Source organism: Pseudomonas sp. GW821-FHT02H09 (genome assembly GCF_059421425.1).
The window spans coordinates 20,996-36,137 of record NZ_JBWKVA010000009.1 but is presented as its reverse complement, the minus strand read 5'-3'; the positions used below and the strand labels follow the sequence as shown (position 1 = coordinate 36,137).

At 59.3% G+C, this 15,142-nt stretch carries 13 protein-coding genes and 1 tRNA gene; 8 read left to right on the top strand and 6 right to left on the bottom strand.

Going from position 1 to position 15,142, the window contains the following annotated elements; genetic code table 11:
* The first annotated feature begins 32 nt into the window (after window positions 1–32).
* On the top strand, window positions 33–788 hold the full coding sequence (olsB, locus tag AC07VR_RS13940; RefSeq protein ID WP_494992754.1) for an L-ornithine N(alpha)-acyltransferase: 756 nt from the start codon (window positions 33–35) through the stop codon (window positions 786–788).
* Window positions 788–1,582 carry a lysophospholipid acyltransferase family protein gene (locus AC07VR_RS13935; protein ID WP_495011546.1) on the top strand — a complete coding sequence of 265 codons (795 nt, stop codon included), beginning with the start codon at window positions 788–790 and terminating at the stop codon, window positions 1,580–1,582. Before olsB ends, AC07VR_RS13935 begins: the two co-directional genes overlap by 1 nt.
* A 128-nt stretch (window positions 1,583–1,710) precedes the next feature.
* Here the strand turns inward: AC07VR_RS13935 and AC07VR_RS13930 are convergent, their stop codons facing one another.
* Window positions 1,711–2,295: an acyl carrier protein phosphodiesterase gene (locus tag AC07VR_RS13930; protein ID WP_495011545.1), complete on the bottom strand. Its 585-nt coding sequence runs from the start codon at window positions 2,293–2,295 to the stop codon at window positions 1,711–1,713.
* A 153-nt stretch (window positions 2,296–2,448) separates the two neighbouring features.
* Between AC07VR_RS13930 and AC07VR_RS13925 the strand changes: the two genes are divergently transcribed.
* From AC07VR_RS13925 to AC07VR_RS13915, 3 genes are read left to right on the top strand one after another with little or no spacing between them, the layout of a single operon-like run.
* On the top strand, window positions 2,449–2,751 hold the full coding sequence (locus AC07VR_RS13925; protein ID WP_494992751.1) for an ArsR/SmtB family transcription factor: 303 nt from the start codon (window positions 2,449–2,451) through the stop codon (window positions 2,749–2,751).
* A 25-nt stretch (window positions 2,752–2,776) separates the two neighbouring features.
* Complete coding sequence (locus AC07VR_RS13920) at window positions 2,777–3,943, top strand: MFS transporter (RefSeq protein ID WP_495011544.1); 1,167 nt, start codon at window positions 2,777–2,779, stop codon at window positions 3,941–3,943.
* Window positions 3,944–3,963: 20 nt separating this feature from the next.
* Window positions 3,964–5,013, top strand: a complete 1,050-nt coding sequence (locus AC07VR_RS13915) for an alkene reductase (protein ID WP_494992749.1) — start codon at window positions 3,964–3,966, stop codon at window positions 5,011–5,013.
* A gap of 381 nt (window positions 5,014–5,394) precedes the next feature.
* Here the strand turns inward: AC07VR_RS13915 and AC07VR_RS13910 are convergent, their stop codons facing one another.
* From AC07VR_RS13910 to emhR, 4 genes are all read right to left on the bottom strand, one after another.
* Entirely contained in the window at window positions 5,395–6,024 is a 630-nt protein-coding gene (locus AC07VR_RS13910; RefSeq protein ID WP_494992748.1) for a CoA transferase subunit B, read from the bottom strand.
* A gap of 2 nt (window positions 6,025–6,026) precedes the next feature.
* Window positions 6,027–6,725, bottom strand: coding sequence for a CoA transferase subunit A (locus AC07VR_RS13905; protein ID WP_495011543.1), 699 nt, complete (start codon window positions 6,723–6,725; stop codon window positions 6,027–6,029).
* A gap of 119 nt (window positions 6,726–6,844) precedes the next feature.
* Window positions 6,845–7,729: a DMT family transporter gene (locus AC07VR_RS13900; protein ID WP_495011542.1), complete on the bottom strand. Its 885-nt coding sequence runs from the start codon at window positions 7,727–7,729 to the stop codon at window positions 6,845–6,847.
* A gap of 161 nt (window positions 7,730–7,890) precedes the next feature.
* Complete coding sequence (gene emhR, locus AC07VR_RS13895; protein ID WP_494992745.1) at window positions 7,891–8,523, bottom strand: efflux system transcriptional repressor EmhR; 633 nt, start codon at window positions 8,521–8,523, stop codon at window positions 7,891–7,893.
* 252 nt (window positions 8,524–8,775) lie between these two features.
* Here emhR and emhA point away from each other — a divergent pair, with 252 nt between their 5' ends.
* From emhA to AC07VR_RS13880, 3 genes are read left to right on the top strand one after another with little or no spacing between them, the layout of a single operon-like run.
* Window positions 8,776–9,933 (top strand): efflux RND transporter periplasmic adaptor subunit EmhA, encoded by a 1,158-nt coding sequence (emhA, locus tag AC07VR_RS13890; RefSeq protein ID WP_495011541.1) that lies wholly within the window; start codon window positions 8,776–8,778, stop codon window positions 9,931–9,933.
* A gap of 3 nt (window positions 9,934–9,936) precedes the next feature.
* On the top strand, window positions 9,937–13,101 hold the full coding sequence (gene emhB / locus AC07VR_RS13885) for an efflux RND transporter permease subunit EmhB (protein ID WP_495011540.1): 3,165 nt from the start codon (window positions 9,937–9,939) through the stop codon (window positions 13,099–13,101).
* A complete protein-coding gene (locus AC07VR_RS13880) occupies window positions 13,098–14,558 on the top strand; it encodes an AdeC/AdeK/OprM family multidrug efflux complex outer membrane factor (protein WP_495011539.1) in 1,461 nt (486 codons plus the stop codon). Before emhB ends, AC07VR_RS13880 begins: the two co-directional genes overlap by 4 nt.
* A 442-nt stretch (window positions 14,559–15,000) precedes the next feature.
* Here the strand turns inward: AC07VR_RS13880 and AC07VR_RS13875 are convergent.
* Window positions 15,001–15,077, bottom strand: a tRNA-Arg gene (locus AC07VR_RS13875).
* Between the last annotated feature and the right edge of the window lie 65 nt (window positions 15,078–15,142).

The following is a 15,142-nucleotide window of genomic DNA, read 5'->3' as shown; positions in this document are numbered from 1 at the left end:
AGATGGGTCAGTAGCCCGTAAGGAGATTCGCAATGACTCAGATCGCCCGCATCAGCGACACCGGCAATGAACGCCGCCTGCAAGCCGAACGCCTGATCGGTACCGAGGCATTGCAGGAAGCCCAGGCCTTGCGCTTCAACGTTTTCAGCGGCGAATTCAACGCCAGGTTAAAAGGAGCCGAGTTCGGTCTGGACATGGATGACTATGATGTTCACTGCGCCCACATCGGTGTACGTGACCTGAACACCGGCCGTCTGGTTGCCACCACTCGCTTGCTCGACCATCAGGCCGCCAGCAGCCTGGGGCGCTTCTACAGCGAAGAAGAATTCAGCCTGCACGGCCTGGTGCACCTCAAAGGCCCGATCCTGGAAATCGGCCGCACCTGCGTTGATCCGGCGTATCGCAACGGCGGTACCATCGCCGTGCTCTGGGGCGAACTGGCTGAAGTGCTCAACCAGGGCGGTTACAGCTACCTGATGGGTTGCGCCAGCATCCCGATGCAGGACGGCGGGATTCAGGCCCAGGCGATCATGCAACGGCTGCGCGAACGCTACCTGAGCACCGAACACTTGCGCGCCGAACCGAAGAAACCGCTGCCGCCCCTCGACATCCCGTCCAACGTAATCGCCGAAATGCCGCCACTGCTCAAGGCTTACATGCGCCTTGGGGCGAAAATCTGCGGCGAACCCTGCTGGGACGAAGACTTCCAGGTCGCTGACGTGTTCATCCTGCTCAAGCGTGACGAGTTGTGCCCGCGTTACGCACGGCACTTCAAGGCGGCAGTCTGATGAGCCGGTTGCGGGTGTACGCACGGATTGCGCGGGTGTTGCTGGTGGTCGCGCTAGGTTTGAGCATGGCCAGCCTGTTCGGTTTTTTCGAGCGCATGGGCATCGCCAACTCCATGGTCCGGCGTCAGCGCTGGTCACGGTTTTTCATGGCACGGCTGAGTAATGCCCTGCCCTTCCGTGTGACCGTTCAGGGGGAACTGCCGCAACAACCAATGCTATGGGTCAGCAACCATGTGTCATGGACCGACATTCCGTTGCTCGGCATGCTGACTCCGCTGTCCTTTCTGTCCAAGGCTGAAGTGCGTACCTGGCCGGTCGCCGGCTGGTTGGCGGCGAAGGCTGGCAGTCTGTTTATCCGTCGCGGCTCGGGCGACAGCCAGTTGATCCGCAAACAGATGAGCCGTCATCTGGAGCAAGAACATCCGCTGCTGATATTCCCGGAAGGCACCACCACCGACGGCCGTTCGCTGCGCACCTTCCATGGCCGCTTGCTGTCTGCCGCCATCGACGCCGACGTGGCCTTGCAACCGGTGGCCATTCGGTATTTACGTGATGGACAGATCGATCCATTGGCACCCTTCATTGGCGACGATGACCTGCTGTCACACCTGATGCGCTTGTTTGCCAATGATCAGGGCGAGGTGGAAATCCACCTGCTCAAACCGATTGCCTGTCACGGTCAGGAACGTGCGGCATTAGCCTTTCAGGCGCAGCAAGCGGTGCAAAAAGCATTGTTTGGTGAGGTCGCTCAACCTGCAGAACCGCGCCGTACCGGTGACCTGATCGCTGCCTGACCCCCGCGTCTGTAGGAGCCGAGCTTGCTCGCGATGGGATCGCCACGGTGTATCAGCCCAACCGAGGTGTCCGCATCGCGAGCAAACGAACGTCGCCCGACCCTTCCCACACTAGATCATCGCTGCGCTCAAGAATGTATTCGCAATTGTTCTTGTGAGAACGCCTGCAACTCTGGATAGAACACCCGAAAATCCTCACTCAACGGCTCATACAACCTTTCCAGTTCCTGCATGGCGCCAGCCAGTTCCTCGGGGCGCGACAAGCGCCGCGAGATACCCCGGAGCACTTGCTCCAGCACCGCAAAATCACGATACGAACCCAGCCAGTCATGGGCCGCCATGTGCGGCGCAATTTCCGCCAGGCGCCCTGGCAACCGGGGTTCAGCGGCCAGCACCCGATAAACGTCTGCAGTGAAACTGTCCAGCGGACGGTCGGTATACAGCTGCCAGTCCCGCGCCAGGCAATGGTCGAAGAACACGTCCAGCACGATTCCAGCGTAACGCCGCCGCGTCAGCGAAAACCGCGATAGCGACTGGCCGACCAGCGGGTGGCGATCGGTGAACATATCGATATGCCGATGCAGCGCAATGGCCGCCTCGATCTCCGGATCGAACTGCCCTTGCAGCCGGCCTTTGACGAAATCGCCATACAGGCTGCCGAGCAGTTGACCCGGGCGCTGACCGCCAAGGTGTAGGTGTGCGAGATAGTTCATAGAGCGCAGCTTAGCACCAGGCGCTGATATCGTTATAACCCGATATATCGATTTACGCTGATCTCAGACCAAAGTCATATTTGTATATCGCGAAATAACGATTTAAAGTTCGCTCCATCGCGATATAACGTTTTACCCACCCCGAGCACTGCCATGACCATTGACCTCGACGAAATAATAAAAGCCCTGGCGCACCCAGTACGGCGAGACATTCTCAACTGGCTGAAAGACCCGAAAGCTCAGTTCCCCGATCAAATCCACCATCACGAGTACGGCATCTGTGCCGGACAAATCGATCAACGCTGCGGCCTGTCGCAGTCGACCGTGTCCGCTCACTTGGCGACCTTGCAGCGTGCGGGGCTGATCACCAGCCAGAAGGCCGGTCAGTGGCACTTCTTCAAACGCAACGAGGATGTGATTCAGGAATTCCTGCGCACCATCAGCAAAGAGCTCTGACCCGGCACTTTTAAAAGGATTAAACATGCCCCTCTCGCTACTCATCCTGGCCCTGAGTGCCTTCGCCATCGGCACCACCGAGTTCGTCATCATGGGCTTGCTGCCCGATGTGGCGGCCGACCTCGGGGTGTCGATTCCCGGCGCCGGCTGGCTGGTGACCGGCTACGCCCTGGGCGTGGCCATCGGTGCGCCGTTCATGGCACTGGCCACCGCCAAACTGCCACGCAAGGCCGCACTGGTAGCGTTGATGGGCATCTTCATCGTCGGCAACCTGCTCTGTGCCCTGGCCAGTGACTACAACGTGTTGATGTTCGCCCGGGTCGTGACGGCCCTGTGTCACGGCGCCTTCTTCGGCATCGGTTCGGTGGTGGCTGCCGGCCTGGTACCCGCCAACAAACGCGCCTCGGCCGTGGCCTTGATGTTCACCGGCCTGACCCTGGCCAACGTGTTGGGCGTACCGCTGGGCACCGCTCTGGGTCAGGAAGCCGGCTGGCGTTCGACCTTCTGGGCAGTGACGGTTATCGGTGTGATCGCGCTGATCGGCCTGATCCGTTTCCTGCCAGCCAGACGCGATGAAGAAAAACTCGATATGCGCTCGGAGCTGGCCGCCCTGAAAGGTGCCGGGATCTGGTTGTCGCTGAGCATGACCGCGCTGTTTGCGGCGTCGATGTTCACCCTCTTCACCTACGTTGCACCGCTGTTGGGTGACGTCACCGGTGTTTCGCCCAAGGGCGTGACCTGGACCCTGCTGTTGATTGGTCTCGGGTTGACCGTGGGTAACATCATCGGCGGCAAGCTGGCGGACAGACGCCTGGCGGCCACGCTGATCGGGGTCTTCATCTCGATGGCGGTGGTCTCGAGCGTGTTGAGCTGGACCAGCGTCGCGCTGATCCCGACCGAAATCACCCTGTTCTTCTGGGCCTGCGCCTCGTTCGCCGCCGTTCCGGCCCTGCAAGTGAACGTAGTGACCTTCGGCAAGGCCGCACCGAACCTGGTGTCGACCCTCAATATTGGCGCCTTCAACATCGGCAACGCCCTCGGCGCCTGGGTCGGTGGCAGCGTCATTGCCCACGGTTTCGGCCTGACCAGCGTGCCCTTGGCCGCTGCTGCGCTGGCGGTCCTCGCACTGCTGGTGACCCTGATTACTTTTCGTCAGAGCGGCAATGCCGAGCTGGCCCCAGCTACCAACTGATCATTAAGAGGGTTGTATCCATGGCAACTATTTTCGATCCAATCAAACTCGGCGACCTCGAACTGCCGAACCGCATCATCATGGCACCGCTGACTCGCTGCCGCGCCGATGAAGGCCGTGTGCCGAACGCGCTGATGGCTGAATACTATGTTCAGCGCGCCTCCGCCGGCTTGATCCTCAGCGAGGCCACTTCGGTCACGCCAATGGGCGTCGGCTACCCTGACACCCCGGGCATCTGGTCCAACGATCAAGTGCGCGGCTGGAGCAACGTGACCAAGGCCATTCACGGCGCTGGCGGGCGGATTTTCCTGCAGCTGTGGCACGTCGGGCGAGTTTCCCACCCCTCTTACCTGAATGGCGAAACACCGGTCGCCCCGAGCGCCATTCAGCCCAAAGGCCATGTCAGCCTGGTTCGTCCGCTGTCCGACTACCCGACGCCACGCGCACTGGAAACCGCTGAAATCGCCGACATCGTCGACGCCTACCGCGTGGGCGCCGAGAACGCCAAAGCCGCCGGTTTCGACGGTGTGGAAATCCACGGTGCCAACGGTTATCTGCTCGATCAATTCCTGCAAAGCAGCACCAACCAGCGCACCGACAACTACGGTGGCTCGCTGGAAAACCGTGCACGGCTGATGCTCGAAGTGACTGACGCAGTAATCGAAGTATGGGGCGCTGGCCGCGTCGGCATGCACCTGGCGCCACGGGCCGACTCCCACGACATGGGCGACGAAAACCCGTCAGAGACCTTCAGCTACGTCGCTCGGGAACTGGGCAAACGTGGCATCGCCTTCATCTGCTCGCGCGAGAAAGAAGGCGTCGACAGCCTCGGCCCGCAGCTCAAAGAAGCGTTCGGCGGCCCATACATCGCCAACGAACGCTTCACCAAAGACAGCGCCAATGCCTGGCTGGCCAGCGGCAAGGCCGATGCGATCGCCTTCGGCGTACCGTTCATCGCCAACCCGGACCTGCCAGCGCGCCTGAAAGCCGATGCCGAACTGAACCAGGCGCATCCTGAAACCTTCTACGGCAAAGGCCCGGTCGGCTACATCGACTACCCAGTGCTGTAAACAAAGCGCCTTAAACCAAAAAGCCCCGACTTTGATCGTTCCCACGCTCTGCGTGGGAACGCCTCAATGGGCGCTCTGCGTCCGCTGTTGGGACGCGGAGCGTCCCGGGCTGCATTCCCACGCGGAGCGTGGGAACGATCATTTCAGCCGCTACCGGTCTTTTTGCAGGCACATTCCGGGAAAGGGGAGAGCAGCCCCCCAAACGCAAAAAGCCCCGACTCGAAAGAGCCGGGGCTTTTTGTTGGCAAAGCAATTTGCCTGGAATGTACTCGCCCCCCCTGTAGGAGCGAGGCTTGCCCGCGAAGGGAGCGATGCGGTCTGCCTGACCTACCGCGTTATCGTTCATCGCTGGCAAGCCAGGCTCCTGCAAAGAGCCGTCGATCAAGCGCTGATCGGGCACCCGGTCGCCGCTTGCAGTTCTTCCAGGCTCACACCCGCCGCCAGCTCCACCAGTTTCAGGCCCTGCCCGGTCACGTCCAGCACCGCCAGATCAGTAATGATCCGGTCCACCACCCCGACGCCGGTCAGCGGCAAGTCGCAGCGTTTGAGCAGTTTGTGGCTACCGCCCTTGGCGGTATGTTCCATCAATATCACCACGCGCTTGACCCCAGCCACCAGGTCCATGGCGCCGCCCATGCCTTTGACCATTTTGCCAGGGATCATCCAGTTGGCCAGATCGCCGTGTTCCGACACCTGCATGGCACCGAGAATCGACAGATTGATGTGGCCGCCACGGATCATCGCGAAGGAGTCGGCACTGTTGAAAAAACTGCTGCCAGGCAAGGTGGTGATGGTCTGCTTGCCGGCATTGATCAGGTCAGGATCGACTTCATCTTCAAGCGGAAACGGACCGATACCGAGCAAACCGTTTTCGCTCTGCAGCCAGACGTCCATGCCTTCGGGAATATAGTTGGCCACCAGTGTCGGCAAACCGATACCGAGGTTCACGTAGAAACCGTCCTGCAATTCTTGAGCGGCGCGCTGCGCCATTTCTTCACGAGTCCAGGCCATGATCAGGCGCTCCGCACAGTGCGTTGTTCGATGCGTTTTTCAGGGGTGGCGTTGAGCACCAGACGCTGCACGTAGATCCCCGGCAAGTGGATCTGGTCGGCATCCAGTTCGCCTGTCTCAACAATCTCTTCCACTTCGACAACACAGACTTTCGCCGCCATGGCGGCCAGCGGGTTGAAATTGCGGGCGGTCTTGTTGAACAGCAGATTGCCCGACTTGTCGGCCTTCCAGGCTTTGACCAACGCCAGGTCGGCACGCAGCGAACGCTCCATCACGTACCACTCGCCATCGAACTCACGGGTTTCCTTGCCTTCGGCCACCAGAGTGCCGTAACCGGTCTTGGTGAAAAACGCCGGTATACCCGCACCACCAGCGCGGAGCTTTTCCGCCAGTGTCCCTTGCGGGGTGAACTCCAGTTCCAGCTCGCCGGCCAGGTACTGCCGCTCGAACTCTTTGTTCTCGCCGACGTATGAGGAAATCATCTTGCGGATCTGCCGGGTGGTCAGCAGTTGACCCAATCCGAAACCATCGACCCCGGCATTGTTGCTGATCACCGTCAGCCCGCTCTTGCCGGTGTCACGCAAGGCGGCGATCAAGGCCTCAGGGATACCGCACAACCCAAAGCCACCTACCGCAAGGGTCATGCCGTCTTCGACGAGACCTTGCAGGGCGGATTCTGCACTCGAGTAAATCTTGTTCACAGGTTTTTCCTCGAATTCACCACGACTCGCAGGCATGCGGACGCGGCCTGTTTGCTCTGGTCGGGAGGAGCCAGGACCATCAGCGACCACCCCTCCCCCGATTCGGCTGCCTCGTCAGCTTAGCCCTTGCGCTGCCCCCAGGCCACGGCAAGACCGCTCAGGCAAATCACTGCAATCCCGATGATGCCGAAGATGTCCGGCGTATGGTCAAAGATCAGGTAGCCGTACATTCCGGCAAACAGAATCTGCCCGTAGCTGAACGGCGCGAGCATCGCCGGGGCGGCATGGCGAAAGGCCTGGGTCAGCAACATATGGCCAAGCATGCCGCAGGTCCCCAGACCGATCATGAACAGAGCGTGAACCAGCGTTGGCGTGCTCCAGAAAAATGGCAGCAGCGCGCTCATGATCAACGAGTTGAGAATACCGGTAAGGAAGTTGCTGGTAGTCGGGCTGTCGATGCCGCTGAGTTTGCGGGTCAGCAGTTGATAGAAGCCAAAACACAGCGCCGAGCACAGCGGCAGGAAAATCGCCGGCGTGAACAGTGCCCCGCCCGGCCGCACCACGATCAGCACCCCGACAAAACCGGCCAGCACCGCCAGCCATTGGCTGCGCGTGACCTGCTCACCCAGCAACGGGACGGACAACGCGGTAACCAATAAAGGCGCGAGAAAGTTGACCGAAGTGGCTTCCGCCAACGGGATATAGCGCAAACCTGTGGTGAAGAACAGGCTGGTGCCAATCAGGCACAGGGCGCGAAGCAACTGCAAACCCGGGCGTTTGGTGCGCACCACTGCCGAAAAACCAGTGCGCGGCACGAAGATCACCAGCATCAACAGCGTGTGCACCACATAACGTGCCCACACCACCATGACGATGGGGTAAAACACCGACAAGTACTTGGCCAGCGTGTCGTGACTTGCAAACAGCAAAACCGCCAGGCAAATCAGTGCGATTCCTCTGATCGGCTGCTCAGCTCCGTTGAACAACGGGGTGTTTACACTCATTCACACACTCGCACAATTTTCCTACAAAATACGTAGCTCGCTATCTATCAAGATATAACCAGCACGTATATAAAAGCACCCCATCGAAACAAGGCAAACGCAGGATCGATCTTCGCTCGCCTTAAGTGTTGACACAACTGGTCTCAATTACGCATTTTGTCTTAATTGCGCAAGCTCGGACTCCAGCGCAGCATGTCCAACCCGGTATCGACCCAACGCTCGGCTTCTGTGTGCAGTTCAAAACCGTCAGGAGCCAGAAGCCACTTGTAAAGGATGCCGTTGATGAATGCATGCATGCTGATCGCTGCGCGGGCGGTATCCAGATTCTCGGGAAGCTGTCCACGATTCACCGCATTACGCAACGCCAGGCCGATACGCACATTGCAATCCAGGCTGGCGACGCGGCGCTGCTGACGCAGATCGCACATTTCATCGGTGAACTCGCACTTATGAAACAGAATCTCATTAATGCGTCGGGTCTTCGGGTCCAGGGCAACTTGATGAAACAAATGAATCAGCAGCTTGCGCATGCAACCCAACGGGTCGAGCTCCTCTTCATTTTCACTGGCCTTGGCCATCTCATCCAGCGGCTCATGCAAAGTGTCGAGCATGGCCTGAAGCAGATCCGCCTTGTTACTGAAATGCCAATAAATGGCCCCGCGCGTGACGCCAGCCAGCGCCGCGATATCCGCCAGCGTGGTACGCGCCACACCACGCTCATAAAAGGCTTTCTCTGCCGCTTCGAGTATCTGGCTACGGGTTTCCTGAGCTTCCTCTTTGGTACGACGGACCATGGCAGTACAACCTCAATCAGGGTGCCTCAGACGGCACCGGACCTTAATCTGAGCTTAATGGCGGGCGGCGATTGTTATGCCTTCCCCAACCTACAATTCGTGCCTTGTAACAGCCCGGGTACACGCCCCGGTATTTACAAACAACCATGAACGTAAGTATATTAATTAGCAAGCTACTTATCTACCCAGCGCACATTTTTTACCTTTCCACTTTTCTTGTGCGCATTTCGCGCGCCTGACCCGAGGATTTTCATGCAATTCAAGCCAGTTGTTACCGCTCTGGTCACTGCCATCGCCCTGGCATCGCTGCTTGGCGGATGCAAAAAGGAAGAGGCGGCACCTGCCCCACAAGTCCCTCAGGTCGGCGTAGTGACCCTTCAACCCCAGGCATTCACCCTGACCTCCGAACTTCCTGGCCGTACCACGGCCTACCGCATGGCGGAAGTCCGCCCTCAGGTCAACGGCATCATTCTCAAGCGTCTGTTCAAGGAAGGCGGCGACGTCAAAGCCGGCCAACAGCTGTACCAAATCGATCCGTCGGTCTATGAAGCCACCCAGAAAAGCGCCGAAGCGAACCTGCAGTCGACCAAGTCGATTTCCGATCGCTACAAACAACTGGTCAGCGAGCAAGCCGTAAGCCGTCAGGAATACGACACTGCCGTGGCCAATCGTTTGCAATCGGAAGCAAGTCTGCAAAACGCACAGATCAACCTGCGTTACACCAAAGTGCTAGCGCCACTCTCCGGCCGTATCGGCCGCTCTTCGGTCACCGAAGGTGCACTGGTCAACAGCGGCCAGGCCACCGCCATGGCGGTGATTCAGCAACTCGACCCGATCTACGTCGACGTCACTCAGTCGTCGGTCGAGTTGCTTGAGCTGCGCCGCGAACTGGAAAGCGGTCGCCTGCAAAAGGCCGGCGAGAATGCGGCCATGGTCAAGCTGACCCTGGAAGACGGCAGCCAATACAAACCGGAAGGCAAACTGGAGTTCTCCGAAGTCTCGGTCGACGAAACAACCGGTTCCGTGACCCTGCGCGCGGTATTCCCGAACCCCGACCACACTCTGCTGCCGGGCATGTTTGTCCATGCGCAGTTGCAGACTGGCGTGAACGCTGCGGCGATTCTCGCTCCGCAACAAGGCGTGACCCGGGACCTGAAAGGCACCCCCACCGCTCTGGTGGTTGGCCCGGACAACAAAGTCGAGCTGCGTCAGCTCAAGGCCAGTCGGACAGTCGGTAGTCAATGGCTGATCGAGGATGGCTTGAAGGCGGGCGATCGGCTGATTACCGAAGGCCTGCAATTCGTCAAACCTGGCGTTGAGGTCAAGGCCAGCGAAGCGACCAACGTTGCGGCGAAAAACCCGACCACTGCGCAGGCAACAAACAAAGCTGCAGGCGGCAAAGGGGAGTAAACCATGTCGAAATTTTTTATCGACCGTCCGATTTTCGCCTGGGTAATTGCTCTGGTGATCATGTTGGTCGGGGCTCTATCGATCCTCAAATTGCCGATCAACCAGTACCCGAGCATCGCGCCACCGGCGATCGCCATCTCCGTTGCCTACCCAGGCGCTTCTGCACAAACCGTGCAGGACACCGTGGTTCAGGTCATTGAGCAGCAGCTCAACGGTATCGACAACCTGCGTTATGTGTCATCGGAAAGTAACTCCGACGGCAGCATGACCATTACCGCGACCTTCGAACAGGGCACCAACTCCGATACCGCGCAGGTTCAGGTCCAGAACAAACTGAACCTGGCCACCCCGCTGCTGCCGCAAGAAGTGCAGCAGCAGGGTATCCGTGTCACCAAGGCAGTGAAGAACTTCCTGCTGGTCATCGGTGTGGTCTCGCAAGACGGCAGCATGTCCAAGGACGACTTGTCCAACTACATCGTCTCCAACATGCAGGACCCGATCTCCCGGACCGCGGGTGTCGGTGACTTCCAGGTGTTCGGTGCCCAGTACGCGATGCGTATCTGGCTCGACCCGGCCAAGCTGAACAACTTCAACATGACGCCGGTGGACGTGAAGACCGCCATCGCCGCGCAGAACGTCCAGGTGTCGTCCGGGCAACTCGGTGGCTTGCCAGCCGTTTCTGGCCAGCAACTGAACGCAACCATTATCGGCAAGACTCGCCTGCAAACGGCCGAGCAGTTCAAAGCCATCTTGCTGAAGGTCAACAAAGACGGCTCGCAAGTGCGTCTGGGTGACGTGGCCGATGTCGGCCTTGGTGGTGAGAACTACAGCATCAGCGCCCAGTTCAACGGCCGGCCGGCCTCCGGTCTGGCGGTCAAGCTGGCCAACGGTGCCAACGCTCTCGATACCGCAAAGGCCTTGCGCAAGACCATCAGCGACCTGGAACCCTTCTTCCCTGAAGGGATGAAAGTGGTGTTCCCGTACGACACCACTCCAGTGGTGACCGAGTCGATCAAGGGTGTGGTTGAAACCCTGGTCGAAGCGATCGTGCTGGTGTTCCTGGTGATGTTCCTGTTCCTGCAGAACTTCCGCGCTACCGTTATCACCACGATGACTGTGCCGGTTGTGTTGCTGGGTACCTTCGGGATCCTCGCGGCCTTTGGCTTCAGCATCAACACCCTGACCATGTTCGGTATGGTGTTGGCCATCGGCTTGCTGGTGGACGATGCCATCGTCGTGGTGGAAAACGTCGAGCGGGTAATGAGCGAGGAAGGACTGTCGCCCAAGGAAGCCACCAAGAAGTCCATGGGGCAGATCCAGGGCGCACTGGTCGGTATTGCGCTGGTGCTATCGGCAGTACTGCTGCCCATGGCGTTCTTCAGTGGCTCGACCGGGGTGATCTACAAACAGTTCTCGATCACTATCGTTTCAGCCATGGCGCTGTCGGTAATGGTCGCCCTGATCTTCACCCCGGCGCTGTGCGCAACCATGCTCAAGGCCATTCCAAAAGGTGAGCACGGCGCACCTAAGCGTGGTTTCTTCGGCTGGTTCAACCGCAACTTCGACCGTAGCGTGAAAAGCTACGAGCGCGGTGTCGGCAACATCCTCAGAAACAAGGCTCCGTACCTGCTGGCTTACGTGATCATCGTGATCGGTATGGTCTGGTTGTTCGCCCGTATCCCTACTGCGTTCCTGCCGGAAGAAGACCAGGGCGTGCTTTTCGCTCAGGTGCAGACCCCGGCCGGCTCCAGTTCCGGACGAACTCAGGTGGTGGTCGACGAGATGCGCGAATTCCTGCTGCGCCCAAGCGCGCAAGGCGGTGAAGGCGACGCCGTCAACTCGGTGTTTACCGTGACCGGCTTCAACTTCGCCGGCCGTGGCCAGAGCTCGGGTATGGCATTCATCATGCTCAAGCCATGGGGCGAACGCTCTGCAGAAAACAGCGTGTTCAAGCTGGCTGCCCGGGCTCAGCAGCACTTCTTCACCTTCCGTGACGCGATGGTGTTTGCCTTCGCGCCACCGGCAGTACTGGAGCTGGGTAACGCCACCGGTTTCGACGTGTTCTTGCAGGATCGCGCAGGTATCGGTCACGACAAGCTGATGGCTGCACGTAACCAGTTCCTGGGTATGGCAGCGCAAAGCAAGGTACTGTCGCAGGTGCGCCCGAACGGTCTGAACGATGAACCGCAGTACCAGCTGACCATCGACGATGAACGCGCCAGCGCCTTGGGCGTGACGCTGTCAGACATCAACAGCACCCTGTCGATCGGACTGGGCAGTAGTTATGTCAACGACTTCATCGACCGCGGTCGGGTGAAGAAGGTCTACATCCAGGGTCAGCCCGGTGCCCGCATGAGCCCCGAAGACCTGAAGAAATGGTATGTGCGCAACAGCGCCGGCACCATGGTTCCGTTCTCGGCCTTCGCCAAGGGTGAATGGATCTACGGCTCGCCGAAGCTGGCCCGTTACAACGGCGTCGAAGCCATGGAAATCCTCGGTGCCCCGGCGCCCGGCTACAGTACCGGTGAAGCCATGGCCGAAGTCGAAGCCCTGGCCAAGAAGCTGCCGGCCGGTGTCGGTATTTCCTGGACTGGCCTGTCCTACGAGGAGCGTCTGTCCGGCTCGCAAGCGCCGGCGCTGTATGCGCTGTCTCTGCTGATGGTCTTCCTCTGTCTGGCAGCGCTGTACGAAAGCTGGTCGATTCCGATCGCGGTCATGCTGGTGGTTCCGCTGGGGATTATCGGTGCCCTGCTCGCCACGAGCTTGCGTGGCCTGTCCAACGACGTGTACTTCCAGGTGGGCTTGTTGACGACCATCGGTCTGGCATCGAAAAACGCCATTCTGATCGTCGAGTTTGCCAAGGAATTGCATCATCAGGGACGTAGTCTGACCGATGCGGCCATTGAAGCCTGCCGGATGCGTCTGCGGCCGATCATCATGACTTCGCTGGCATTCGTGCTCGGCGTGGTACCACTGGCAATCTCCACAGGCGCAGGTTCGGGCAGCCAGCATGCAATCGGTACAGGGGTAATTGGCGGCATGATCACCGCCACTGTTCTGGCGATCTTCTGGGTGCCGTTGTTCTTCGTCACAGTGTCCTCCTTAGGCCGCAGAGAAAACGTGGACGAACTGGACACCATTGAAACTCAAACCGAGGCTAGCCAATGAGCAAGTCGCTACTTTCCCTGGCAATTACCGCGTTCGTGCTCGGTGGTTGCTCGCTGATACCCGATTATCAGCAGCCAGAAGCACCGGTCGCGGCTCAATGGCCGCAAGGTCCAGCCTACAGCCCTACGGAGGCCGCCAACGTGGCGGCCGCTGAACAAGGCTGGCGGCAGTTTTTCCATGACCCGGCACTGCAACAGCTTATTCAGACCGCACTGGTGAACAACCGCGATCTGCGCGTTGCGGCCCTGAACATCGACGCCTTTGCGGCTCAATACCGCATCCAGCGTGCCGACTTGTTCCCGGCCGTCTCGGCGACCGGCAGCGGTAGCCGTCAACGTACTCCGGCGCGCCTGTCGCAAACCGGCGCAGAACACATCACCAGCCAGTATTCGGCGACTTTGGGCGTCAGCGCCTATGAGCTGGATTTGTTTGGCCGCGTTCGCAGCTTGAGCGAACAAGCCTTGCAAACCTATTTCTCCAGTGAAGAGGCCCGTCGCAGTACTCAGATCAGCCTGGTGGCCAGCGTGGCCAACGCCTACCTGACCTGGCAAGCCGACAAGGAACTGCTGAAGCTGACCGAGACCACCCTGGGTACATACGAGGAGAGCTACAGACTTACTGCGCGCAGCAACGAAGTCGGTGTGGCCTCGGCCCTCGACCTGAGCCAGTCGCGGACCTCCGTAGAGAACGCACGAGTGCAATTGGCGCGTTATACCCGCCTGGTAGCACAGGACGAAAACAGCCTGGCGCTGTTGCTGGGCACCGGGGTTCCGGCCAACCTGCCAGGCGGTCAGCCGCTGGCTGGCGACCTGCTGAGTGAAGTACCCGCCGGTCTGCCTTCTGACCTGCTGCAGCGTCGCCCGGACATCCTTGCAGCCGAACACAAGCTCAAGGCTGCCAACGCCAACATTGGCGCGGCACGGGCAGCGTTCTTCCCGAGCATCAGCCTGACCGCCAACGCCGGCACGCTGAGCCCGGATCTGTCCGGTCTGTTCAAAGGTGGTTCGGGGACCTGGTTGTTCCAGCCGCAAATCAATCTGCCGATCTTCAATGCCGGCAGCCTGAAAGCGAGCCTGGATAACTCGAAAATCCAGAAAGAAATCACCGTGGCACAGTACGAAAAGTCCATCCAGACCGCCTTCCAGGAAGTCTCCGATGGCCTGGCCGCACGCCAGACCTTCAACCAACAGTTGCAGGCCCAGCGTGATCTGGTCAGTGCCAACCAGGCTTACTACCGTTTGGCCGAGCGTCGCTACCGGATCGGTATCGACAGCAACCTGACCTTCCTCGATGCCCAGCGCCAGTTGTACAGCGCGCAGCAAGCATTGATCACTGACCGTCTTTCGCAGCTGGTCAGCGAGGTCAATCTGTACAAGGCCCTCGGTGGCGGCTGGAACGAACAAACCGCGCAGAACGAGCCGATCAAGGAAGAGGCGCCGAAGCTCAAGCTGCTCTGAAAGCCTGAGTAAGGATCGCTGAACGCTCCTTGATGAGTAAAAAATCCGGAGCCCGATAAGGGCTCCGGATTTTTTTTGCCTGTTCCACAGGATTCGAGCGCTAACTCTCGTAGCAGCTGACGAGCTTGCGAGGCTGCATTCGACTGCGAAGCGGTCGTAAATCAGACAACACGCTCTTTCAGGTAAACCGCGCGCACAGGTTTTGCGAGGACTTCGTCCTCGAACGCAGCCTCGCAAGCTCGGCAGCTGCTACGGCGCCCGGACAAGCACTCACAGCGTGCTTGAGATCGTTGACGAGGCATTCACTGCCGAATCGTGTGGAGCCTGCCTGGCACACCGCACAGGAGCGTTTACCGGCATCCCACACGATGCCAAACCCTGTCATAAAAAGCGCACAAAAAAAAACGCCCCAAGCCGTGAGGCTTGGGGCGCTTTTCATGTTTGGTGCACTCGACAGGATTCGAACCTGTGACCGCTCGGTTCGTAGCCGAGTACTCTATCCAGCTGAGCTACGAGTGCAATTTGTGCTTGATAGACCAGACCACCCTGGTTGAAGCAAGTTGCTCGCATTACTGCAAACAACC